Here is a 22628-nt window from a genome sequence, read left to right as displayed (position 1 = left end):
TCACGTGCTGATCATGGGGAAATTCTACGAAGGAGGCCGCAAGCGCCCCATGCTACTTGAGTACTGGGTAGTAGATCCGTAGGGCGTACTCGCGAAGCAGTACGCCCGCGCCAAGGGCAATGATGGAGTCTGCCATCGAGCCCTACACGGTTCTCCATCACGGCCCGGAATCGCTGGTGCGCATGGCGCACCCTACCTGGGACGCCGCCATGCTTGTGTAGGGTGCGCCGTGCGCACCAGCGTTCTTACGGAGCCGGCCAGAACATCAGGGTCAGCACGAACATCCCGGCGTAGAAGCCGATCTCCAGGGTTTCCGTCCACGGCTGGATGCGCTTGATCGCGCCATGCACATGCACCAGCACCATCAGCAGGGCCACCGCGGCCAGCACCTCGAAGGTGGTGTGCAGCGCTTCACCGGTCAGCGCGGCGCGCAGCATCAGCGCCTCGACGATCAGGATGAATGCGCCCAGACAGCGCCCGAAATACACCGCGAGGTCCACATCCTGCGGAATGCGCCAGCGCATCAGGCGCGCCCAGGTCAGCGGTACAAGGAAGATGGGTAGCGCGAAGACCAGCGTGGTACTGATCGCCAGTACCAGCAGATAGGTTTGAGCCGATTCGCTCCAGAGTCCGATCATCAGTTTTTTCTCTTTCGATCCCTAAAAGAACGGGAGGCCCTTGGGCCTCCCGTCGTCCGCAAGCCGTGTGGCTTACCAGCTGAGTACCGCACCGACGGCGAAGGTGTCGGTGTCCTCGTTCAGACCGCTGCCTTCGGCAGCATCGATCTGGTACTGGTTGTACTCGGCGACCAGCTTGAGGTTGTCGTTGATGGTGCGGAAGTAGGCGATGCCGCGGGTCTCGTAGTCCGCCGCCACGCCCAGGCCGTTGCCGTCGTCCTCGGTCTTGCCGTAGGACAGCGCCACGCGGTTCTTGCCCCAGGTGTAGGAGCCCTGCAGCAGGTAGCCGTCGCTGTCGATGTCACGCAGGGTCGGCTCGCCCAGGTTGTTGGTGAAGAACGGGTTGATGCCCTTGGCCTGGAAGCCCGAACCGGTCAGCGACAGGCCGCCGAACTTGGCCTGCACGCCATAGCCGAGCCCCTTGGAGGTGACCTTGTCGACGGTATCGTCGGTGTTCTCGGAGGTCTGGTAGGCACCGTTGACCCAGGTGTAGATGGTCGAGCCGCCCAGATCGAATTGGTAGCTGACCTCCGATTCGAAACGCGGGTTCTCCTGGTACGCCTTGCCGGTCGGGCTGTCGTCGTTGGTGTCGACCGGGTCCATGATGCCGACCGCGACACGCAGGCCTTCAGCCAGGTTGTTGTTGCGGTAGGTGATTTGCGAGGTCGGGAACGGATACGGGTAGCCGGTGCCGATGTTGCCGAAAGACACGCCGTTGCCGTCCACCAGGCCAAGGGTGTCGGACACGTTGCCGTAACCGGCCAGCAGCTCATCGAGGAAGATGTTGGAGCGCGAGAACAAGCCGAAGTCCTTGCCCACCAGCACTTCGCCCCACTCCGGGCTGGAAACGGTGCCGTAGAACTGACGAACGTCGATGGCGGTATCGGTGCCATTGGTTTCGCTGTCGTTGATGGTGACCCAGAAGGAGGAGCGGCCGGTCAGCTTGAGCCCGTCGATCTGCTTGCCGAAGTTGAAGCCGATCCAGTTGGGCAGAAAGCCCATCTTCACCCGCGACTGGCGGCGGTCGAACTGCTCGCCATCACGGTCCACGTCGCTGTTGACGTAGAAGGCGTTGATGTAGCCGTCGGTGGAGAAAGTGGTGTCGTCCTTGTCGTACAGGACGATCTCGGCGGCGGCCTGCTGCGCTGTCGCCAGGGCGACGGCCGTAGCCAGGGTCAGGGGCAGAAATCGAGTGATGGCGATCTTGTTGTTGTTCATAACGCTCTCCGCTTGAGTGGCGACCGCCAGGGCAGTCGTGTCGGAGGCGATTATCGAAAGCAGGTCCGGCGGGCCATACGCTGCCTTGGCAGCGATTCGCTGCTGCTTTGGCCGGGCGCTACCGGCCCGCTCCCGCCGGCTCGCGACCGACTTGCTACCGGTAGCGGGAGAAAGGTCGTAGTACCTGGCCAGCCCTAGGGCGTAGACGCGCACGCAAAGCGCTGTAAAAAGGGAAATCGGCAAACGTCTGCAGGCAGACGCAAAACGCCCAGTCCTGCATATCGGAATGGAGAGCGGGAGGAAAAACGGTGCAGTTAGGCCGGCGACGGTGCTCCGCTGGCCAATACGCGCCAGTCGCGGGCGCTTAGCAACTGCTCATGTGCTCGCAGCAGATCGCTAGAGGTCAGGTCGACCAACGCCTGCTGAACCCGTTGCAGGTGCACCTCGGGCAAGCCTGCCAGATGCAGCTGCCATAGCTGCTCGGCACGTGCGAGGTTGGCCTCGGCCGGGCTCAGTGTCGGCAGCAAGGCATCGCGGTAACGCGACACGGCCTCATCGTCCAGCGCAGCGAGCGACTGACGCTGCTCGAACAGAAAGGCGCGGATATGCTCGAAGATGTCAGCCGCCTCGCAGACGGGTGACTGCAAGGCAAACAGCAACCCCCGGCAACCCTCGACCTGGCGGAAGCCGGCGAACAGCGCGTAACCCAGTTGCAACTCACCGCGCAGGCGCTGGTAGAAACGCCCCTGCAAAATCTGGCCAAGCAGACGCCAGGCAGCCTCGGTGCAGGCATCGACGGCAGGCAAGGGACAGAACAACAGCAACGCGGCATCCGTACTTGGCTGTGCGACCTGGTGCCAGTCGACTCCAGTTTTGATACACGGCGCGGGCGACAGATCCGTGAGCGGCTCGACAGCCACACACGATTCGTTCAACTGCGCCTGCTCGCGCGCCCCAAGCCCAACACTCAGCCCTTCCAGTCGCGAGGTCTTGGGCAGCTCGCAGAGCTGCGGCAAACGCTGCAACAGCGCCCGCAACAACATGCCCTGGGAAGCGGGCTCGACGGGTTCATCACGCGCGGCCAACAGCAGCGGTACCAGCAAGGCACTGAAGGCCGGCAACAGCGGTGCAGGACCACGCAATGAAAGGCTCCAGCCAGCAGCTTGTACGCTCAGCTGGCAGGCGATGCCAAGCCGCTCACCGCGCCAGCGCAGATCGGCGCTGCGCGCCAGCAATCCCGCTTCGATGGCCGCCGCGTCGCCCGCGCCTGAACATGGGCCACGCCAGTAAAGCGCAGCTGGCCCACCCTCTACCTGCCCCGGATGATGTCGTAGCGCGGCCAATGGCAAAACGGCCGATGCCACGGCAGCGCCGGTCAGCAACGGATCATTGCCGGGCACCCGCCACGGGTAACTCGGGCTTGGAATTGGCGATGGCGCCGGCAGGGCCTGCAATGGCAAATCCAAGCCGATCGCCGGCCACAACGGCAGCGTCTGCTCGCCGCACTGCAATTCGATCAACCCATCACCGCGAGCCAGGCAAGCCAGTACAGCATTCAGGTCGCGCAAGGTATGGCTATCGTCCTGAGCAGACGACTGCAGTTCCCTGGCCGCCGCCAACGGGCTGAGCCCAAGCAACCTGAGCGCTGCTGCCTGCTGCTGGTGCTGCAGTCGCTGGGGCCAATCTGCATGGCCCTGCAGAGATATGGCCCAACTCTGCACAGCCGCGCGCACTGCGCCGCCCTGCTCCGCGCTGGCGCCAGGAAAGTCCAGGCGCAGCAGGCATTGCCCACCGTGCTGATACAGCACCCGCGCCTGCAACTGCCGGCACAGCCGTAGTTCACGCAAGCCGTCGAGCAAGCCGCCGGGCGCAGGGTCCTGCAAGGCATCCAGCAACAGATCCAACGATGCGTTCAGGTCGCGGGTGTCGAGCTGCACGGCAAGGCCCAGGAACACACCAGGGCGACTGTGTTGCAGGTGCAGGCACGGTGCTCGCAGCGGCAGCAGATCCGGCGGCGGAGCGGAACAGGCGTCGCCCTCGCCTGCCGGCAACCTCCCAAGTAGCGCCTCGGCGATATCCAGCAACTGCTCGGCCGGTTGTGGCCCGACCAGAGTCAGGCTCATATGCCGAGCCTGGTAGTGGCGCTGATGATGATCACGCAGCGCCCGCTGAAATTCCGCAGATTCCACAGCCAGCATGCTGCGATCACCGGCCAGGAACGCGCCGCAGCGATGCCCGGCGGAGAGCGCCTGGCCCAGCGCATGATCGATGCGACTGTCGGCATCCTGGCTGCGCGCCTGGTATTCGGCGTGCAGCACCTCGCGCTCGCGCAGCTGCGCATCACTCTCCAGCAGCGGCTGGCCGAGCATATCCAGCAGACGTGTCAGCGCTGGCTGCAGCAACTCGGCCGGTACCTCGCAGACGAAGTCGGTGTAACGCGTCTGAGTCGAGGCATTGACCAGCCCGCCATGGCGCTGGACGAAAGCCATCAACCCCTGGTCGACCGGGTAATCGCGGCTACCGAGAAACAGCAGATGTTCGAGAAAGTGCGCCAGGCCCGGATAGGCCTGCGGCTCGTCATGACTGCCCGCCGCCACCCGCAGACACAACCCCACCTGCTGCGCCCAAGGCTGCTGCTGCGCACACAAGTGCGCGCCATTGGCCAAGCGCCGAACAGAGGCAGAACGTGGAGCGTACAGGGTCATCGCGGATTCTCTGGGCAGCGTACCGTTCAGCTTCGACAACGCACCAGCGCCAGGCAATCCTGCTTTCGGCCGAGTAAAACGCGCCTTTGGTCGTAAAAAGGGTGCACGCAGAAACGCAAACGTCCCGAGACTCGCCTTGCGGTGAGTGTCGGGGCGTCGATTGGCAGACGTCAGCTGCGGCAGTCTTCGATCAAGCCTTTGACCAGGCCAATCATCAGCAACAGCATCAGCGCCATGAACGGCAGGCCCATGGCCACGGCACCAGCCTGAATGCCCTTGAGCGCAGTATCGCCGCCGATCACGAACAACGTGACGGTCACCAGCGCGATCATCACCAGCCATAGCACGCGCTGACCCGGCTGGGTGTCGGGGTCGCCACCGGCCGACAGGTTGTCGATCACCAGCGCACCAGAGTCCACCGACGTCACCATGAAAAACACCAACAAGGCGACCACCAGCAGCGAACCGATACCGGCCAGCGGCAGCATTTCCAGGAACTGGAAGATAGCCATGTTGACGTCGCTCAGGCCAGCTGCAAGAGCACCGCTGCCGTCGATCACCTGAGCGATGGCACCGCCACCGAAGGCAGAGAACCACAGCAGAGTGACCACGGTCGGCGCCAGCATCACCATGCCCACCATCTGGCGCAGGGTGCGGCCCTTGGAAACGCGTGCGACGAAGATGCCCACCAGCGGGCCCCAGGTGCACCACCAGGCCCAATAGAACACCGTCCAGCCCTGGAACCAATCCTGATCAGGACGATTGATCCAGTTGCTCAGCGGCAGGAACATCTGGCCGTAGTCGACCGCTGCGCTCAGGGTGTTGGAGAAGAACGCCATGCCGCCAATACCGACCGCGACCAGCAGAAACAGCACCAACGCCAGCAGCATGTTGATGTTACTCAGGACCTTGACCCCGGCATCCAGCCCCCGCCACAGCGAGAACGCGGCCAGGCCGGTAACCGCGACGATGAACAGCAGCTGAAAGGCGAAGGTGTTCGGGGTACCCAGTACGTGGGCAATACCGGCCGTGGCCTGCATGGCGCCCAGACCCAGGGAAGTGGCCAGGCCGAAAATGCTCAGCACCACGGTGAACACATCGACCATCTGCCCTGGCAAGCCGCGATGCCCACGCCCCAGCAGCGGCTGCAGACCGGAGCTGAGCGACAGAGGCAGGCCCTTGTTGTAGGAGAAGTACCCCACCACCAGCGCGCTGGTCAGATAGATCGCCCAGGGGTGAAAACCCCAGTGATACAGCGTTGCGCCCATCGCCGCATGGGCGGCCTCCGGGGTGCTGGCAGCCACGTTCAGCGGTGTTTTCCACCAGGCGGTGTATTGCGCTACCGGCTCGGCGACGCCCCAGTACAGCAGGCCGACGCCCATACCGGCGGCGAACATCATGGAGAACCACGACAGGGTGCTGAATTCGGGTTTGGCATCACGGCCACCGAGACGCACCTTACCCAGCGGCGACAGGGCCAGGCCGGCGCAGAACAGCACCGCCAGATTGCCCATGATGATGATGAACCAGTCGAAGTTCTTCAGGATCCAGCCCTTGATGCCTTCCAGCGTCTCGCCGAAGACCACGGGATTGCTCAGTGCCAGGAGAACCAGCAAAAGGATGATGGAGAAGGAAACGGGGAATATGACGCGATGGAAGTTCAAGCCGAGCACTCGAATATTGAAGTCTCGACCGACTATGTCTTCCGCAACCATAGGCTTCATGCACGCACCTCGATTTTGTTCTTGTAATAGTTTTCTCCGCATCCGGACTGAGCCCTGCAGGTGCAGTGAGCGGCTCGGTAATCGCTGCGGATGATCAATAGTCGAACAGGCGCGAATCCATCGACAAACCATTTAATCTGCGCGACTTATGACTTTTAATCATCAATCCATACGACCGATCAGGGCACCTCGCAAAAGCCTCAAAGCTATATTTCACGGGCGCTGGCGAGCCATCAGGCAAGCGTCTCCCTGCCCGGTGTTCTGGCTGAGCTTTGCGCATCCATTCGCAGGTAGGTATGGATCGTTCAGAGCCTCTGGCTGGGTGCCTCCTCGACTCGCTCCTCCACGCTGACCGCTGGCTCGATAACCGCAGCCAGGGTCGTGCAGGCAAGGGCATTGGGTGTGGCCTGATGCTGCAGCGGCGCATCGTCCTGCAGGTGCTCACCGGTCACGCGTCCTTGCCCCACAGCGACCGCCAATACCGCCGCGCTGATGGCAAAGAACAGATAGAGGCTGGAGGGGCCGAAATGCCCCATCAGCGCACCGGCCAGCAGCGGGCCGATGCAGGCGCCCACACCGAAGGTGGCTAGCAACAAGCCCGCCAGTGACACGCGCAGACGCGGCTCCATGTTGTCGTTGGCCAGGGCCACGCCGAGCGGGTACAGGCAGAACTGCAGAAAGCCGATACACGCGCTGAACAGCAGCAGCACGCCGAACGACAGGCCCTGATAGAACGCCAGCGGCAGGCAGGTCAGGATCAGCAACGCCGCCACACCGCGAATAAGGCTGGCGCGTGGCAGACGATCCGACAGCCAACCCAGTGGCAGTTGCGCAAGCAACCCCGCGGCAATCGCCAGAGCCATGAACTGACCTACTTCCACCGTGCTCAGGCCTTGTCGGCTGGCATAGATCGACGACAAGCCATAGAAACCACCGTTGATCATCCCCGAGATCAGCACGGTAAACAGCGACTGCGGTACACGCTGCAAGAACAGACGCAGATCGATCGGCTCAGAGCCCGGTATGCTCGGATGAGTACTGCGAGTCAGCGCCACCGGCACCTGGCTCAGGGCGAAAGCGATGACCACGCCGAGTAACGCATGCAGGCCGAGATTGCCGTCGATGCTCAGCGCCAGTTGACCGAGCATCATGCCGACGTAGGCCGCGACCATGTAGATGCCCAGCACCCTGCCGCGCTGATCGCTTTGCGCGCAGTCGTTGAGCCAGCTTTCCACCACCATCAGCTGGCACATCATCGCCACGCCAACGACAAAGCGCAGCAACAACCAGAGCGGCAATGCCTCACTGAAGGCATGCGTCAGTACCGCCGCGCAGATGATGCCGGAACAGGCCACGTAGGTACGTATGTGACCGACACGGCCGATCAGCACCTGACCAACCTTGCCGCCGACCACCATGCCCAGAGCATTGGCAGCCATCAGCGCACCGCCCCAGAACTCGGCGACGCCACCGGCAGTCAGGCGCAGCGCCAGATAAGTCATCAGCAGGGTCGAGCCGAGCTGCATCAGTAAACTGGCCAGATAGAGTGCAGCGAACGCCTGGGTCAATCCGAGCAATTGCTCACCCCTTTCTCACGGAAAACCACCACGCCTGAGCCGGGCGCGCAGCAAAGCTGGAGCATCGTCAACCCTCTCGCTGCTAGGCCAGACCATGCCGTTGTTTCCAGTCACCCGGATGGACCACGTAACCGAACAGCGCATGCCCGCCGTAAACCAGCTCGGTGCCTTCGGGAATCCACAGCAATTGCCCCGGTTTGACGCGATACAACTCGCCGTTGGCCTTGAGTTCGAAGCAGCCCTCGATGACGAAGATCACCTCGTCATACAACAGGGTCCAGGCCACCTCGGCGCCCTCCCAGCGGGCGAAGCCGATGCCGATGTTCGGCGAAATCTCGTTGCTGATCGCCCGCGCCACGAAGGCAGCTCCGGGCGGTCCACCGCGCGGAATGAACTCCAGATCATGGTGATCGACCAGCAGCACCGAGCCTTTCCCGGAAACGACCTGGCTCATAGCTCACTCCGACTGTTCCAGGCTGCCAGGCGAATGCGCGAGCGCACGCCCAGGCCGAGGAACGGCTCCGGTGGATTGAGCGATGGCATGCCGGTGACCGCCTGGATATCGCGCAACTGCGCCGAATCACTGCCGACCGCCATTTCCGCCAGCAGCGTGCCGGAGATGGTGCCCCAGGCCGCGCCGACGCCGTTGTCGCAGGCCGAGGCGAACACGCCTGGCTCAAGCTCACCGAAGAAGTTGGTGAAGTTGCGCGAGATCGCGTAAACGCCGCCCCAGGTGTGGCTGAACGGCACATCGGCCAGTTGCGGGAAGCGCGCCAGGAAAGCCTTGCGATGATCGGCACGCACCGACTCGCGCATGCCGTCGCTGGTGCTCTTGCCGTACTTGGGCACGTGCTTGTAGGTGTTACGGATAATCAGGCGGCGGTCCTGAGTCATGCGTACCGTGGTGCCGGCGTGATCGGCCGGGGGCAGGCCCCAATCGAGCTGACCACCGAAGGCCGCCAGCTCGGCATCACTCAGCGGACGCGTCCAGCTGGCGAAGGTCATCACCGGCAGCAAACGGTTACGCAGGTAACCGAACTCCTGGGTGAAGATGCTGGTGCCAAGCAGCAACTGCTCGGTGCGAATCGTGCCCTGACTGCCCTGCAGCAGCCAGCCGCCCTGCCCGTCGCGTTGCAGACCGGTGATGGGCGACTCTTCCAGCAGCTCGACGTTTTCCGGCAGCGAGTGCGCCAGCCCGGTGACCAGTGCCGCCGGCTGCATCAGATAGCAACCCGGCGTGAAGATCGCGCGGCTGTAATAGGTATTGCCCAGCACCTGCGCCAGCTCGTCGCGCTCGACCAGGCGAAAGGGTTCGCCAAGGTTCGTCAGCAACGTTTCGAAGTGCTGCAGATACGCCAGGCCACGCTGGCCCACCGCGCCCTGATACTTGCCGGCGTGGGACCATTGGCAATCGATGCCGTGACGCTCGATCAGCCCCTGCAGCTGGGCGATGGCAGCGCGGTTGAGCGACAGCAGGCGCTGCTTGTGGGCCGGATCGGGATGTTCCAGGGCGAACTTGTGCGGCAGGTCGATGACGAAACCGGAGTTGCGTCCCGAAGCGCCCTGGCCGACACGCTGAGCGTCGACCAGGATGATGCGTTTGTCCGGCAGCAGTTCGCCAAGGCGGCGCGCAGCGGCCAGGCCGGCGAAACCGGCACCGATCACCGCGTAGTAGGCGCGTTGTTCGCCTTGCAGGCGCTTGCACGCAGGTTGCTGCGGCAATGCGGCGTACCAGCCGCAACTGCTGTCGTCATGGGGCAGATTGATTTGCTTGCTCATGCGCGTGCCCTCAGGCCACTGATCGTTGTGCGTTCTGGCAGCTTTGCAGCCAGCTGTTGCGTTGGCTCTGTGCCTGTCGTCCGAGCAGGACGAAGCCGCACGCCAGCCCCTGGGCATCGTAGAAACCGGCGCTCAGGCCATCGGCGTTCGTTGTGCAGCGCCACTCGCCGGCGGTACCGGGTGCCGGCGCCAACAGGCACAGCGGCGCGGCCGGGGTTTTCACCGTCACCGGCATCAGCGGATAGCTCACCGCCGTCGGCTGGCCGAGCAAGGTCTTGCTCAGTGCGGCAATACCCTGGTTGATCGGCGCCAGATAAGGCAGCAATTGCCCATCGACTTCGATGCAGTCACCTAGGGCGTAGATGCCCGGTTGCGAACTCTGCAACTGAGCATCGACCTGAATCCCCCGACCCACGGCCAGCCCAGCGTCTTTGGCCAGGCCCAGACTGGGTTGCAGGCCAACAGCCGAGAGCACCAGATCGGCCTCCAGGCTTTCGCCATTGGCCAGGGTCAAGCGGTAGCCCTGCTCCTGCGCATCGACACGGCGCACGGTGTTCTGCAAGTGCCAGCTGACGCCCAACGCTGCCAACGCACTTTGCAGATGTTGCCCGGCTTCGGCCGGCAGCAAGCGCTCCATTGGCCACTTACCCAGGCCGATAACGCTGACCTGAAAACCGCTAGCCGCCAGGTCGTTGGCGAACTCGCAGCCAATCAGCCCGTCGCCGAGAATCGCCACGCGCCGCCCCCCGACCAGGCGCTCGCGGAAGCTGCGGTAGTCATGCAAGTTGTTGACGCTGATCAGCGCGTCGCTGGCCCCTTCGATGGGCAGGCGAATCGGCGCGGCACCGCTGGCCAGCACCAGCTGGCCGTATTCCATCTCACCGATATTGGTGTGCAGGCGCCGCGCCGTGGTGTCGATGCGCTCCACCGTGCAATGCGGGTAGACGCGAATTTTCAGGCGCTTCTCGATGGCCAGCGCCGATTCACCGGCCAGCGCGTCGGCGCTCTTGCCCTGAGTCAGGCCGATGGACAGCGCCGGCTTGGAGTACAGGTGCCCGGACTCCTGGGTCAGCACACGTATTTCTACCTCGGCATCAGCGCGGCGCAGCGCCTGGGCCAAGCCATAACCGGCATAACCGCTGCCGATGATGACGATGGGCTGACGCACCTCGGCCGCCAGCGTCTGCAGCGCTTGCGGCGGCACCGGCAGCGGCGTGCTGAGCGGCGCTGCGGCGGCAGCGACGACCGGGCTGATGTCGAGCATCTCGAAATCTTCCTTGCCGACTTTGCACTCCGGGCACTTCCAGTCCGCCGGTACGTCTTCCCAACGGGTGCCGGCGACAATGCCGTCGTCCGGCCAGCCCAGGGCCTCGTCGTAGATGAGGCCGCAGACCACACAGAGCCAGGTCTTGAACATGTCGCTCACTCCCCCGCCACACGAATGGCGACGTTCTTGGTGCGTACGTAGCTGTACAGCGCTTCCTGGCCCTTCTCGCGGCCAAAGCCGGACAGGCCAACACCGCCGAACGGCGTTTCGATGCCACCGGCATACCACTCGTTGACGAATACCTGGCCAGCGCGCAGGCGCCGCACGCAGCGCATGGCGCGGCTGATGTCCTGGGTGAAGACGCCGGCGACCAGGCCGAAATCGGTGCCATTGGCAATCTCGATGGCCTGCTCTTCGCTGTCGAAGGGGATGATCGCCAGCACTGGGCCGAACACTTCTACTTGCGCAATGCACATATCCGCGCGTACATCGCGGAACACGGTCGGGCGCATGAAGTGCCCGGCCAGTTCGCTATGAGCCTCGCCACCGGTGGCCAGTACCGCGCCTTCATCGACTGCGCGCCGACACAGGGTTTCGATTCCAGCAAGTTGAGCGGCACTGACCACCGGGGTGAGGTCCGGGTTGTCCTGGCCGAGGCCGACGCTGAGCCCTTCGGCCAGCTCGACCACCGCCTGGACGATGTCTTCGTAGATCTCGCGCTGCACCAGCAGGCGCGACATGGCCGAGCAGACCTGCCCGGCATTGAAGAAAATGCCGTTCTTGACGCTGGCCAGCAGTTGCTTGCGGTCGACGTCGGCGAAGGCGATGGCGGCCGATTTGCCGCCCAGTTCCATGACGCTGGGAATGGCGTTGGCCGCCGCATCACGGAGGATCGACTGGCCAGTGGGTACCGAGCCGGTGAAGACGATCTGGTCGACCTTGGCACTGCTCACCAGATGCGCTCCGACCTCGCGACCGCGGCCGCAGATCAGGTTGATCGCACCCTGCGGCAAGCCTGCCTTGACGATGGCGCGCACCAGCACGCACATGCCCAGCGGCGACAGCTCCGGCGATTTGATCACCACCGCGTTGCCGGCAGCCAGCGCCGGCGCCAGGGAACGAGCGCAGATGGACACCGGGAAGTTCCACGGCACGATCTGCGCCGATACGCCCATGGGGTCGTAGACGGTGAAGTCCATGTAGCCGTTGCCCAGCGGGATCGAGGTGCCCTCGATCTTGTCGGCCATCCCGGCGTAGTACTCGAAGTAGCGCGCGGCTTCGATGAACTCATCGCGGGCATCGTTGATGCTCTTGCCATTCTCCTGGCACAGCACCCAGGCGCCCTCGTCCGCCACCGCGCGGATTTCCTCGGCGATACGCAGCAACCAGCTGACCCGTTGCGCCGGGCGGGCGCGGGTCAGCTCACCACTGTCGGCGCAGCGACGCGCCGCCAGCAGCGCGCGCTCGGCGTCTTCGACGGTGGCCTGGGCAATGGTCGCCAGTGGCTCGGCGGTGCCGGGGTTGTTCACGCTCAGGTGCTGGGCGCTGTCGACCCAGTCACCATCGATGTAATTGAGCCAGTGAGAGGCGATCGGATACATGACGGCCTCCTCAGGCGTTCTGCGCGATGGTCAGCAACTTGCGCGCGGCCCACTGGTGGAAGTAGTGCGTTGGGATGTCCATTTCCGGGGAGAACGCGCCGCCGCCGTAACCTGGCGAATGACGGCCCTTCTGCATGCCCTCGACCGAGGCGATGTCCTCGGCGAACACCACCTTCCAAGATTCCAGAATGGCATTGCGGCAGGCGGCGTACTCGTCGCTCAATGCCTCGTCACCGACATAGAACAGGCGCAGGTGCTCGATGGTACGGCCCGGTGCGACCGGTTCCAGCTGCATGGCGAAGGCATGGTCGGCCTGGATGCCCAGCAGCACGTTGGGGAAGAAAGCCACGTACTCGGCGTTGCGCAGGCGGTCCTGCGGCCAGCTTGGGAACTGCGGCAAGTGGGTGCCGGCAACGTCGGAGAGGTTGTAGGCGTAGCTGCCCTGGCCGGCGAACTGCTCGTCGAAGAGGATGTTGTAGTGATCTTCCAGACGCGAGTAGGTGTTCAGGCTCGGGTGCACCCACGGCAGGTGGTACGCCTCGCAGTAGTTCTCCACGGCCAGCTTCCAGTTGCAGGCGATGTCGAGGGTGGTCGAGTCCATGTTGGCGCGGCGGCGCATCAGGCCCATGCCGTCATCACCGAGGAACTGGCTCCAGCGCGCGGTCAGCGGCGCCAGCATCTCTTCCAGCGGCTGCGCGTCGCCGGACAGGTTGACGAATACCATGTCCATCCAGATGGCGCTGCGGATGGCCTTGAGGCCGTGCTTCTCGCAGGCGAAACGCTCGTCCTTGTGCTTGTCGATACCGCCCACGTGCGGCGTGCCCTTGAGGCCGCCGTTAAGATCGTAGGTCCAGGAGTGGTACGGGCAGCGAATCACGCCCTGCACGGTACCGGCCTCTTCCACCAGCTTCATGCCACGGTGGCTGCAAACGTTGTGGAACACCTGCACCAGGCCTTCGCGGTTGCGCATCAGCAGCAGCGGCAGACCCATGAACTCGACCGGTTTTACCGAGCCGTTCTGGTTCAGGTCGCTGGCGAAACCGACGCAGGCCCAGGTCTTGCCCATGACCTGGTCGCGCTCGAGCTCGAACAATTTCTGGTCGGTATAGAACTCGTTGGACAGGCCGGTGGCTTGGTGGATTGGCGCGAGTACGTTTTCCAGCTGGTGCACTGGGATTTGCTGAGAAGTGGCTTGAGTCATTGTTGTTATCCCCTGCAAGGCACGGTGGTGGTGATCGGCAGTCGCTAGGGCGCTGCTCGTTGGTCACCAGTGTCGAAAAGCAGGGGATTGTTCGACAAACGATTTTTTGCACTGATATTTATGATAAAAAATCATAAATATCAGGATAGATGGGTTAGTAAAGCCTGTAATTACGCGGGTTGATGCATGTCGTTAACTCATCGACTCATGAAGAGAAATGGTTTGTCCGGCGTTGCCACCGGTGCCATCTTGCCGGCACTGCGCAACGCTCTGCAGGCACTTGCCAACCCGGCAAGCGCTGCCTGCTGCGCAGCGGTTCCACGCCAACAGCCGCGAAACCGCCCTCCTCACTGATCGCCCACGCTACGGGCAAAGCACGAGCTGCCTCAGGCCAAAAGCCTGCGGCAGCCTCGTTTCACCCCGCTTGAAGCTCATCACCGGACTCGCTGGTGACCTGCTCCATCAACCAGTTGCGAAAGCGCTGCACGCTCTGTCGGCTGCTGCGCCCCAGCGGTTCGAGCAGGCAGAACTGTGCATCGGTATGCAGCGTGACATCGATGGGTCGCACCAACGCGCCGGTCTGCAGGTGGTTGTCGACCAGGTTCGACCAGGCCAGCGCAATGCCCTGCCCGCTCAGCGCCGACTGGATCAGCATCGAATAGCTGTTGATGTTGATTCGGTGCCGCGGCTCGCGCGCCTTGTGGCCCAGACGCTGGAACCACTCCGGCCAGCTGATCCAGTCACGCTGTGGGTCTTCCAGCCACAGCCAGGTGCCGGTGGCCAGCTGCGTCGGGTCGTAGAAATCCGGGTGCTTGGCCAGGTAGCCAGGGCTGCACACGGGGAACACTTCTTCAGCGAACAGCGGCGTCACCTGCATGTTCTTCGGCGGCGTGCGGCAGTAGTACAACGCCAGATCGCAGTCCAGGCGGGAGAAATCCTTGACGTGGTCATAGGCGATGATGCGCAGGTCCACTTCTTCATTGTCTCGCTGGAACTCGGCGACCCGCGGCAACAGCCAGAGCGAGGCCATGGCGGTACTGGTGACCACCGTGACCTGCTGCGCGCCGCGCCAGTGACGGATCTCGCCGGTGGCATGGGCCAACTGCAGCAGGGACTCACGCACCGTGTCGTAGTAGTGGCTGCCGGTCGGGCTGAGATTGATCTCGCGGGTGGTGCGCTCGAACAGGGTCTTGCCGAGGTAATCCTCGAGCAGACGAACCTGCCGGCTGATCGCACCCTGGGTGACGTTCAGTTCCTTGGCCGCGAGGGTAAAACTCAGGTTTCGCGCGGCTGACTCGAACGCCACCAGGCTGTTGAGTGGGGGCAGAGGTTGAATCTTCATGCAGGCAATTCACGCAGGCGTTGTTGTTATTTGGCCGCTGTCTGGAGAGCGACTCGACCTAAAGCATGCAGCTTGTAGCGTTAAACCGATACGCGTCGCGAGAGAAAAGTCACAGCTCTGGTAGACTTGCACGCCGCTGCCAGCAGTTGCGCCACTGCGCGACGGATACCAGTAGAACAGCGCCGCGCCAGAGTTTCTTGCCTGAAAACCCCGTCAACACTTCAGAACGCGTCATCCCACATGTTTTTAGAAAATGTTGTAGCCACGCCGTCCGCCCTGTCCCGCCGCTTCTCCGTGGCCCCGATGATGGATTGGACTGACCGTCACTGCCGGTTCTTTCTCCGTCAGCTGTCGCGTCATGCCCTGCTCTACACCGAGATGGTCACCACCGGCGCGCTGATCCATGGCGACCGCGAGCGTTTCCTGCGTTACAGCGAGTGCGAACACCCGATCGCCCTGCAGTTGGGCGGCAGCAACCCGCAGGACCTGGCGACCTGCGCGAAGATGGCCGAAGAACATGGCTATGACGAAGTGAACCTGAACGTCGGCTGCCCCAGCGACCGCGTGCAGAACAACATGATCGGCGCCTGCCTGATGGGCCACCCGGCGCTGGTCGCCGACTGCGTAAAGGCCATGCAGGACGCCGTGAGCATCCCGGTGACGGTCAAGCACCGCATCGGCATCAACGGCCGTGACAGCTACACCGAGTTGTGCGATTTCGTCGGCCAGGTGCGCGATGCCGGCTGCCGCAGCTTCACTGTGCATGCGCGCATCGCCATCCTCGAAGGCCTGTCGCCGAAGGAAAACCGTGAGATTCCGCCGCTGCGCTACGACATCGCAGCGCAGCTCAAGCAGGACTTCCCAGATCTGGAGATCATCCTCAACGGCGGCATCAAGACCCTCGAGGAATGCGAGCAACATCTGCAGACCTTCGATGGCGTGATGCTCGGCCGCGAGGCCTATCACAACCCCTATCTGCTGGCGCAGGTGGACAGCCGCCTGTTCGGCGCCGCAGACACGGGCATTTCCCGCATGGATGCCCTGCTCGCACTCAAACCCTACGTCGAGCAACACCTGCGCGAGGGCGGCACCCTGCATCATGTCAGCCGTCACGTACTGGGCCTGGCCCAAGGCTTCCCCGGTGCACGGCGTTTCCGCCAGCTGCTGTCGGTGGACATTCACAAGGTGCAAGACCCGCTGGCGCTGCTCGACCAGGCAGCCGAACTGCTACGCGGTCATTGATCTGGCGCGCTCAGGCGATAGCGGCTACGCCCGGTCGTCTGCACCAGGCCATTCTCCTCCATACGGCGCAGCACCTGGCGCACGCTGACCAGCGACAGCGGTTCGCCGGCCTCATTCAATTGCTGGTGGAGTGCGCGCGCAGATATCCCCTGCTCGTCATTGGCGCTGCACAGCGCCTCCACCACCTTGAGCCGGGGCATACTGAAGCGCAGCCCGGCGGCCTGCAACCACTCACGGCACTGGCGCGTGTCCAGACCAGCGGAAACTGAACGAGAAAGCTGGGTTTGGGTCGACATGCTCGGGCTCCTTGGCAGCTCGTCTACAGTCGGACTCCACCGACTTCGGCACGTTCTTACGTACCGTCATAGATAAAGACGAATGAGCCGGCAAAAAGCGCAGCCCGAAAAGGTAATTATTGTCAGTGACCCGACCGTTGAGCGCCCGCTGCGCCTCGGGTAAGGTCATGCCATCTGCAACGACAAGGCCTCGTCATGACCTCCAAGCTGGAACAACTCAAGCAGTTCACTACCGTAGTCGCCGACACCGGTGACCTCGATGCCATCGCCCGCCTGCAACCGGTGGATGCCACCACCAACCCCTCGCTGCTGCTCAAGGCGGCTGCCCTGCCTCGTTATGCCGACCTGCTGAATCAGGCCATGAGTGCTGGCAAGGGTGACCTGGGGCTGGCCTGCGATCATTTCGCGGTCGCCGTCGGCCAGGAGATCCTCAAGGTCATCCCGGGACGCATTTCCACCGAAGTCGATGCGCGCCTGTCGTTCGACACCGACGCGACCCTGCGCCGCGCCGAGCGTCTGATCGGCCTTTACGAAAAAGCGGGGATTGGCCGCGAGCGCGTACTGATCAAGATCGCTTCGACCTGGGAGGGCATCCGAGCCGCCGAGCAGTTGGAAAAAGCCGGCGTGCAGACCAACCTGACGCTGCTGTTCGCCTTTGCCCAGGCGCAAGCCTGCGCCGATGCCGGCATATTTCTCATCTCGCCGTTCGTGGGGCGCATCTACGATTGGTACAAGAAGGCCGAGGGCCGTGATTTCGTTGGCAGCGAAGATCCAGGCGTGCAGTCGGTCACGCGCATCTACGACTACTACAAGGCCAACGGCTACGACACCGTGGTGATGGGAGCAAGTTTCCGCAACCTTGGTCAGATCGAAGCGTTGGCCGGTTGCGACCGCCTGACCATCAGCCCCGACCTGCTGCAGAGACTGGCTGAGGACGATGGCCAACTGAGTCGCCAGCTCGCCCCTGGTGCTACCGGCGAACCTCGCCAGAGCCTCGATGAAGGTGGCTTCCGCTGGGCTCTGAACGAAGATGCCATGGCTACCGAGAAGCTGGCCGAGGGCATCCGTCTGTTCGCCCGCGATCAGGAAAAACTCGAAGCCCTGCTGGCCGCCAAGGCCTAAATGACAAAGGGGCGTCAGCTTGGCTGACGCCCCTTTTCATTGCGAGGTAGGGTGCGCTGTGCGCACCACCAACTTTCTCGGCTGATATCGATGCGCGCAGCGCACCCTCCGGAAAGCACTCGATCAGTGCCGCTCGAGTGCGCTGACCAGATCATGGAACGCCTCGCGATTGGAGTCGTTGAGCCCCATCAGGATGCGGTGCGCTTCCAGCACCTTGGCCTTCACCACCTCTTCGGACTGATCCTGCGAAGGCAGATCATCCAGGCAATCCGGGCAGGGAATCGGCCGGTCGACGATGTTGAACACCTGGTCGAAGCCCATGGACTCCAGCAGGCGCGTGATGTCGTCGTGAGTGGTTACAACGGTCGGCAATAGACCAACCTTCTGCCGCGACAGAATGGATAATTTCGCCAGCAAACCGAGGGTCGTACTGTCGATACTGCGAGTTTCGGTCAAGTCGATGACGATGGCCGAAAAATTCAACGCGGTGAAAATCTTTTCAATCGTGGCATCCAGTGCTGAACACAACGTCAGACGGACTTCACCGACAAACTTCAGGACGAAGGTTCCATCCTGCTCGGCGAATTGGATGCGACCGGGGCTTATCCCAGGATTCATGCAAGGTTCCTGCTCAACACCAGCAAGGCGATATCATCCGGCATCTCGCCCAGATTGGCCAGACCGAGAACTTGACGCAAACCACCCAGCGTACCGCCAGCCTGGCTAACCAGTTGTGGCAACGCCAATTCCTTCTCTTTCAGCGTGTCACCCGGCAGCAGGTCGAGAATGCCATCGGACAGCAGCGTCAGGCTGAAAGACTCTGGCAACTGCATTTCCAGATCACCGTATTCGGCTTCCTCGAACAGGCCGACTGGCAGGCCACGGCCTTCCAGGTAGCGCGCCTGGCCATTCTCGAACAGCACCGGCAGCGGCAGATGACCGCCGATGCTGTACGTGAGCATGCCGCTCTCCTCGTCGATCACACCGCCGAGCATGGTCACGTGCTTGCCCAGCTTGCAGTTGATCAACCCGCGATTGATGTGGCCGAGTACATCGGAGGGTTTGAATTCCGGCAACGTGCCGCCACGCCGCCACTCGTAGAGCAGGCGCGTGGTCATGAACTTGAGCAGCACGGTGACGAATGCCGACGACGCACCATGACCGGAGACATCGGCCAGGTAGAACGCGATGCGTCGCTCGTCGATACGGAAGTAATCGACGAAATCACCGGACAGGTATAACGACGGGATGATCTGGTGCGCGAAGTTCAGGCCATCGGCCTGCCAGGGCGTCACCGGCAGCATGTTCATCTGCACCTGACGGCCGGCGTTCTGGTCCTCCTGCAAGAGGTGCAGGCTGGCCTGGAGCTCACGATTGGTCGCTTCCAGCTTCTCACGATAGAGCTGGTTCTCGACGCGCAAACGCGCACGGTCCAGCGCACGGCGCACCGAATGCTCCAGCACCGCCAGGTCTTCGAGAGGTTTGATCAGGTAATCGGCAGCGCCGAGACGCAGGGCTTCGACAGCATCGGTCATCACACCGGCGCCGGAAACGACGATCACCGGCACCTCGACACCCAGTGCGTTGATACGACGAATCAGTTCAAGACCGTCGACCTGCGGCATGCGCAGATCGCAGATCATCAGGTCGGGGCCTTCCTGCTGGAACACTTCCAGCCCCTGCAAACCGTTGTTGGCCTGCAACACCTTGAAGCCGCTGTCCTCGAGGTAGGCCGCGAGGCTTGCACGTACGACATCGTCGTCGTCAATGATCAGCAGAGTGGCACTGGTTTTGTGCATGGGGTATCCAGGCAAACTGCGCCAGGGCAATTTTTGGTCACTGCCCGTGGCGCGGCGCTGCATCTATGGCGCCAGGGCGATTTCAAGGGGCAGACGGTACTCCCATCTGCCGGCCGATTCAAGCCGGGACCGGTCGTCGTTCGGCGGCTTTACAGGTCAAATCGACGAGGGTTATAAGAGCCGCGGGAGAGCTCATAAGAAGAGGACAGGGTCCATGAGTCAGAACGATCGAGCGTACAGCGAGAAACGCGACTACATCCGCATGCGACTGGAAGCTGCAGTCGTCCTCCATCATGCTGGCCGGGAAATTCCTGCACTGTGCCTGGATCTTTCCAGTACTGGCATGCAAATCGAGGCTGAAGCGGCCTTGAGCATGGGAGACAAGGTCAAGGTCCATATCCCTTCAGAACACAGCGAACTCGCCGGCCTCGACGCCCACGCAGAGGTCGTGCGGGTCGGCGACCTGGGTGACGGCCGGCAGTCGCTGGGCCTGGCCATCATCTCCATGAGCTGAAATCTGCATTTACGAAAAAGGCGGCCCAGGGGCCGCCTTTTTTGCATCTGTCAGGACTTAAAAGTCATCTTCGACCTGGCCATCCTTGACCTTGAACTCACGGCTCTGCAGGTAGGCGTTGCGGATGAAGATGTACTTGTCGCCGCTGATCAGTCGCTCGGCCTGCAGCAGGTTGGCACGGGTGTCGACCACCTGCACGCCACGGGTGACGTTACGGGTCGGCACATGATCCATGTGCGGATACGGCGTCAGGAAGCTGTCCGGCACCCGACCGGTGGCATCACGCACAGTGCTTGGCCCGAGGAGCGGGATGACCAGGTAAGGCCCGCTGTTCAGCCCCCAGACGCCCAGGGTCTGGCCGAAGTCTTCGTCACTCTTGCGCAGGCCCATGTGCTTGGCCACGTCGAAGAAGCCCAGCACACCGAAGGTGGTGTTGAAGATCAGGCGACCGGTATCGACGCCGGCGTTGTGCAGTTTGCCCTGCAGCAGGTTGTTGGCCAGGTTGCCAACGTCGCCGATGTTGCCGAACACGTTGTGTACGCCATCTTCGAGAAATTGAGGCGTGACAGCCCGGTAACCCTGGGCGATCGGCTTCAGCGCATAGGTATCGACAGTATCGTTGAAACGGAAGATGGGGCGATTGAAGCTTTCCCAAGGATCTTCTTCCGAAGCGGCCTGACTCATCGCAGGCAGCAGGCTCAGGCCGACGAGGGCCATCAGGCCACCCAGGCGCGCGATCCAGCGAGCACCGATCACATGCATTTAAATCTCTCCTTGAGGAAATAATGTGGCCACCGCCAGCGGGCCGAATGCCGCGTAGTATAAAGCCTGGAGCCCTGATTGGGCAGCATAGCGAAGAAAAGCGATGACCGACGAAACCTTGCTGCACACCGCACACATCCCCGTACGCTGGGGCGACATGGACAGCTACGGGCACGTCAACAACATCATCTACATGCAATACCTGGAAGAAGCCCGTGTCGCCTGGTTCGAGCTGGCCGGCGTAGCCATGAGCAACGTGCCGTTCGGCCCGGTGGTCCTGCAAACCCAGCACACCTATCTGAAACCGGTGATCCACCCCGCTACCGTGGTGGTGGAACTGCGGGCTGGCGCGGTGGGGCGCAGCAGCCTGGTGATCGAACACAGGCTGCGCACCGTCGAAGACCCGCTCACGGTCTACGGTGAGGGTTACTGCAAACTGGTGTGGATCGACCATGAGAGTGGCAAGTCGGTAGCCCTGCCGGAGCATGTACGCGCTCTGTTCGACGTCATCTAGCGGTCACATTACGGTCATCCGCTGGCGCTAGATTGGCCTAGGCCAATGCCACGGATGATCCTATGCCCTCCCCCTGCACCGCGCTTATCTTTCAACTGTCCGGCTGCCTGGTCGACTTCGGTGCCCGCACGCTACCCGTCGCACTGCAGCGGCTGCACCCCGAGTGCACGCCCGCAAGCCTCGTCGGTGCGCCGCAGCAGGCGCTGGATGCCTGGCTAGGCAAGCCGGCAACCGCAGCACAACTGCAAGCGCTACAGCAGACGCTGAGCGAGGTGGCCGGCGACCATGCCGAGCTGACCCCAGGTGCTGCACAGTTGCTGCAAAGCCTGCATGCCAATGGCACGCCCTGCGCTTGGCTGGACGACCTGCCGGCCGATACCACCCTGCGCCTGGCCGAAGCACTGCCCACGCCCATCGACGCGGTGCTGGCGCGTCAGGCCAGGCCGTGGCCGGCGCCAGACAGTTGCTGGCAGGCATTGAGCCAGCTGAACGTCGAGCGCCTGGATGGTTGTGTAGTCGTCAGTGGTAATCCGCTGATGCTGCAAGCCGGGCTCAATGCTGGCTGCTGGACCATCGGCCTGGCCGCCTGCGGGCCACTATGCGGCTATGCCCTGGCCGACTGGCAGGCACTGGACGCAAGCGAGCAGAAACACCTGCGCGCCGAGGCCACGCTGCAGCTCTATCGTCTGGGCGTGCATTCGGTGGTCGATAATCTGGGAGAAATCGAGGCCAGCCTGGACGATATCGGCGTACGCCGGAGCAAGGGCGAAAAGCCCTGAGACTTTGACTCTGATCAGGCAAAGCCGGCCCGCTTGGATTAACCTTCAGGTACGGGTTGAAAACTTCCAGCGCAGCTGGGGGTCAATGCCTAAGCTGATTCGAAAAGGAGAACTCTATGCCAGCAAGCGACCTGCAGCAGCAACTGGAAGCCCTCCAGCAACACCTGGCCCAGGACACGCCGCTCAGCGAGGAAGAACGCGCATCGCTCTACCTGCTGACCCAGGAAATCGAAGTGCAATTGGCGCGTGAAGCCGCCTCAGCGCCCGACGCCACGCTGGTCGATGGCGTCAATCTGGCGGTGGAACGTTTCGAGGCCAGCCACCCTACCCTCGCCGGCACTCTGCGCAACATCATGCAGAGCCTGGCCAACATGGGCATCTGAATGCCCTGCCCCGGCTAAGATCGAGCAACTCAGGAAAATGCCGCCATTTCAGACTGTGTGAAAACGTTCTGAACTGAACCGGTTCAATACAAACGCCTCGATTGATTCGTGGCGTTTGTGTTTTTA

Annotated in this window: 21 protein-coding genes and 1 pseudogene; 6 read left to right on the top strand and 16 right to left on the bottom strand. The window is 62.7% G+C overall.

Annotation, left to right across the window (positions count from 1 at the left end):
- Positions 1-245 precede the first annotated feature (245 nt).
- The 12 genes and pseudogenes from EGJ86_RS22395 to EGJ86_RS22345 form a co-directional block, all read right to left on the bottom strand.
- Complete coding sequence (locus EGJ86_RS22395) at positions 246-638, bottom strand: hypothetical protein (protein ID WP_017363251.1); 393 nt, start codon at positions 636-638, stop codon at positions 246-248.
- A gap of 72 nt (positions 639-710) precedes the next feature.
- On the bottom strand, positions 711-1895 hold the full coding sequence (locus EGJ86_RS22390) for a porin (RefSeq protein ID WP_125836684.1): 1185 nt from the start codon (positions 1893-1895) through the stop codon (positions 711-713).
- Positions 1896-2209: 314 nt separating this feature from the next.
- Positions 2210-4600 (bottom strand): pyrroloquinoline quinone biosynthesis protein PqqF, encoded by a 2391-nt coding sequence (gene pqqF / locus EGJ86_RS22385; RefSeq protein ID WP_125836683.1) that lies wholly within the window; start codon positions 4598-4600, stop codon positions 2210-2212.
- A 170-nt stretch (positions 4601-4770) separates the two neighbouring features.
- A complete protein-coding gene (locus EGJ86_RS22380) occupies positions 4771-6324 on the bottom strand; it encodes a BCCT family transporter (RefSeq protein ID WP_125836682.1) in 1554 nt (517 codons plus the stop codon).
- A 305-nt stretch (positions 6325-6629) separates the two neighbouring features.
- Positions 6630-7901 carry an MFS transporter gene (locus tag EGJ86_RS22375; protein ID WP_177432912.1) on the bottom strand — a complete coding sequence of 424 codons (1272 nt, stop codon included), beginning with the start codon at positions 7899-7901 and terminating at the stop codon, positions 6630-6632.
- An 82-nt stretch (positions 7902-7983) separates the two neighbouring features.
- The gene (locus EGJ86_RS22370) at positions 7984-8355 is read right to left on the bottom strand and encodes an ethanolamine utilization protein EutQ (protein ID WP_125836681.1); all 372 of its coding nucleotides are present in this window, start codon (positions 8353-8355) and stop codon (positions 7984-7986) included.
- A complete protein-coding gene (locus tag EGJ86_RS22365) occupies positions 8352-9680 on the bottom strand; it encodes an FAD-binding oxidoreductase (RefSeq protein ID WP_125836680.1) in 1329 nt (442 codons plus the stop codon). The genes EGJ86_RS22370 and EGJ86_RS22365 overlap by 4 nt, the downstream gene beginning before the upstream one ends.
- Positions 9681-9690: 10 nt before the next feature.
- Positions 9691-10944 (bottom strand): FAD-dependent oxidoreductase, encoded by a 1254-nt coding sequence (locus EGJ86_RS22360; RefSeq protein WP_256672489.1) that lies wholly within the window; start codon positions 10942-10944, stop codon positions 9691-9693.
- Positions 10933-11097, bottom strand: a pseudogene (locus EGJ86_RS25425) (rubredoxin); the annotation flags it as partial. The gene EGJ86_RS22360 and the pseudogene EGJ86_RS25425, both read right to left, overlap by 12 nt.
- Before the next feature lie 5 nt (positions 11098-11102).
- A complete protein-coding gene (locus EGJ86_RS22355; protein WP_125836678.1) occupies positions 11103-12548 on the bottom strand; it encodes an aldehyde dehydrogenase family protein in 1446 nt (481 codons plus the stop codon).
- A 10-nt stretch (positions 12549-12558) separates the two neighbouring features.
- Complete coding sequence (locus tag EGJ86_RS22350) at positions 12559-13749, bottom strand: aromatic ring-hydroxylating dioxygenase subunit alpha (protein WP_177432910.1); 1191 nt, start codon at positions 13747-13749, stop codon at positions 12559-12561.
- 415 nt (positions 13750-14164) lie between these two features.
- Complete coding sequence (locus EGJ86_RS22345) at positions 14165-15091, bottom strand: LysR substrate-binding domain-containing protein (RefSeq protein ID WP_099523035.1); 927 nt, start codon at positions 15089-15091, stop codon at positions 14165-14167.
- A gap of 240 nt (positions 15092-15331) precedes the next feature.
- Between EGJ86_RS22345 and dusA the strand changes: the two genes are divergently transcribed.
- Positions 15332-16333: a tRNA dihydrouridine(20/20a) synthase DusA gene (dusA, locus tag EGJ86_RS22340; protein ID WP_125836677.1), complete on the top strand. Its 1002-nt coding sequence runs from the start codon at positions 15332-15334 to the stop codon at positions 16331-16333.
- On the opposite strand, the gene EGJ86_RS22335 is transcribed toward dusA, so the two are convergent.
- Positions 16327-16629: a winged-helix domain-containing protein gene (locus EGJ86_RS22335; protein ID WP_021490573.1), complete on the bottom strand. Its 303-nt coding sequence runs from the start codon at positions 16627-16629 to the stop codon at positions 16327-16329. The genes dusA and EGJ86_RS22335 overlap by 7 nt on opposite strands.
- A gap of 195 nt (positions 16630-16824) precedes the next feature.
- Here EGJ86_RS22335 and tal point away from each other — a divergent pair, with 195 nt between their 5' ends.
- Entirely contained in the window at positions 16825-17751 is a 927-nt protein-coding gene (tal, locus tag EGJ86_RS22330) for a transaldolase (protein WP_125836676.1), read from the top strand.
- A gap of 123 nt (positions 17752-17874) precedes the next feature.
- Here tal and rssC read toward each other — a convergent pair whose 3' ends face one another.
- Positions 17875-18357, bottom strand: a complete 483-nt coding sequence (gene rssC, locus EGJ86_RS22325) for an anti-sigma factor antagonist RssC (protein ID WP_026088796.1) — start codon at positions 18355-18357, stop codon at positions 17875-17877.
- A gap of 8 nt (positions 18358-18365) precedes the next feature.
- Positions 18366-19550: a two-component system response regulator RssB gene (rssB, locus tag EGJ86_RS22320; RefSeq protein WP_125836675.1), complete on the bottom strand. Its 1185-nt coding sequence runs from the start codon at positions 19548-19550 to the stop codon at positions 18366-18368.
- 214 nt (positions 19551-19764) lie between these two features.
- On the opposite strand from rssB, the gene EGJ86_RS22315 reads away from it, so the two are divergent.
- Entirely contained in the window at positions 19765-20064 is a 300-nt protein-coding gene (locus EGJ86_RS22315; protein ID WP_021490576.1) for a PilZ domain-containing protein, read from the top strand.
- Positions 20065-20121: 57 nt separating this feature from the next.
- Here the strand turns inward: EGJ86_RS22315 and EGJ86_RS22310 are convergent, their stop codons facing one another.
- Positions 20122-20826, bottom strand: coding sequence for a VacJ family lipoprotein (locus EGJ86_RS22310; RefSeq protein WP_099523040.1), 705 nt, complete (start codon positions 20824-20826; stop codon positions 20122-20124).
- Positions 20827-20929: 103 nt separating this feature from the next.
- On the opposite strand from EGJ86_RS22310, the gene EGJ86_RS22305 reads away from it, so the two are divergent.
- The 3 genes from EGJ86_RS22305 (at position 20930) to EGJ86_RS22295 (ending at position 22502) form a co-directional block, all read left to right on the top strand.
- Positions 20930-21340, top strand: a complete 411-nt coding sequence (locus tag EGJ86_RS22305) for a thioesterase family protein (RefSeq protein ID WP_099523041.1) — start codon at positions 20930-20932, stop codon at positions 21338-21340.
- 62 nt (positions 21341-21402) lie between these two features.
- Positions 21403-22119 carry a phosphatase gene (locus EGJ86_RS22300; protein WP_021490579.1) on the top strand — a complete coding sequence of 239 codons (717 nt, stop codon included), beginning with the start codon at positions 21403-21405 and terminating at the stop codon, positions 22117-22119.
- 116 nt (positions 22120-22235) lie between these two features.
- A complete protein-coding gene (locus tag EGJ86_RS22295; protein WP_021490580.1) occupies positions 22236-22502 on the top strand; it encodes a DUF4404 family protein in 267 nt (88 codons plus the stop codon).
- Positions 22503-22628: the final 126 nt, after the last annotated feature.

Source organism: Pseudomonas sp. o96-267 (assembly GCF_003935465.1).
In the GTDB taxonomy this organism is placed as follows: domain Bacteria; phylum Pseudomonadota; class Gammaproteobacteria; order Pseudomonadales; family Pseudomonadaceae; genus Aquipseudomonas; species Aquipseudomonas sediminis.
This window is presented reverse-complemented; position numbering and strand designations above follow the sequence as displayed.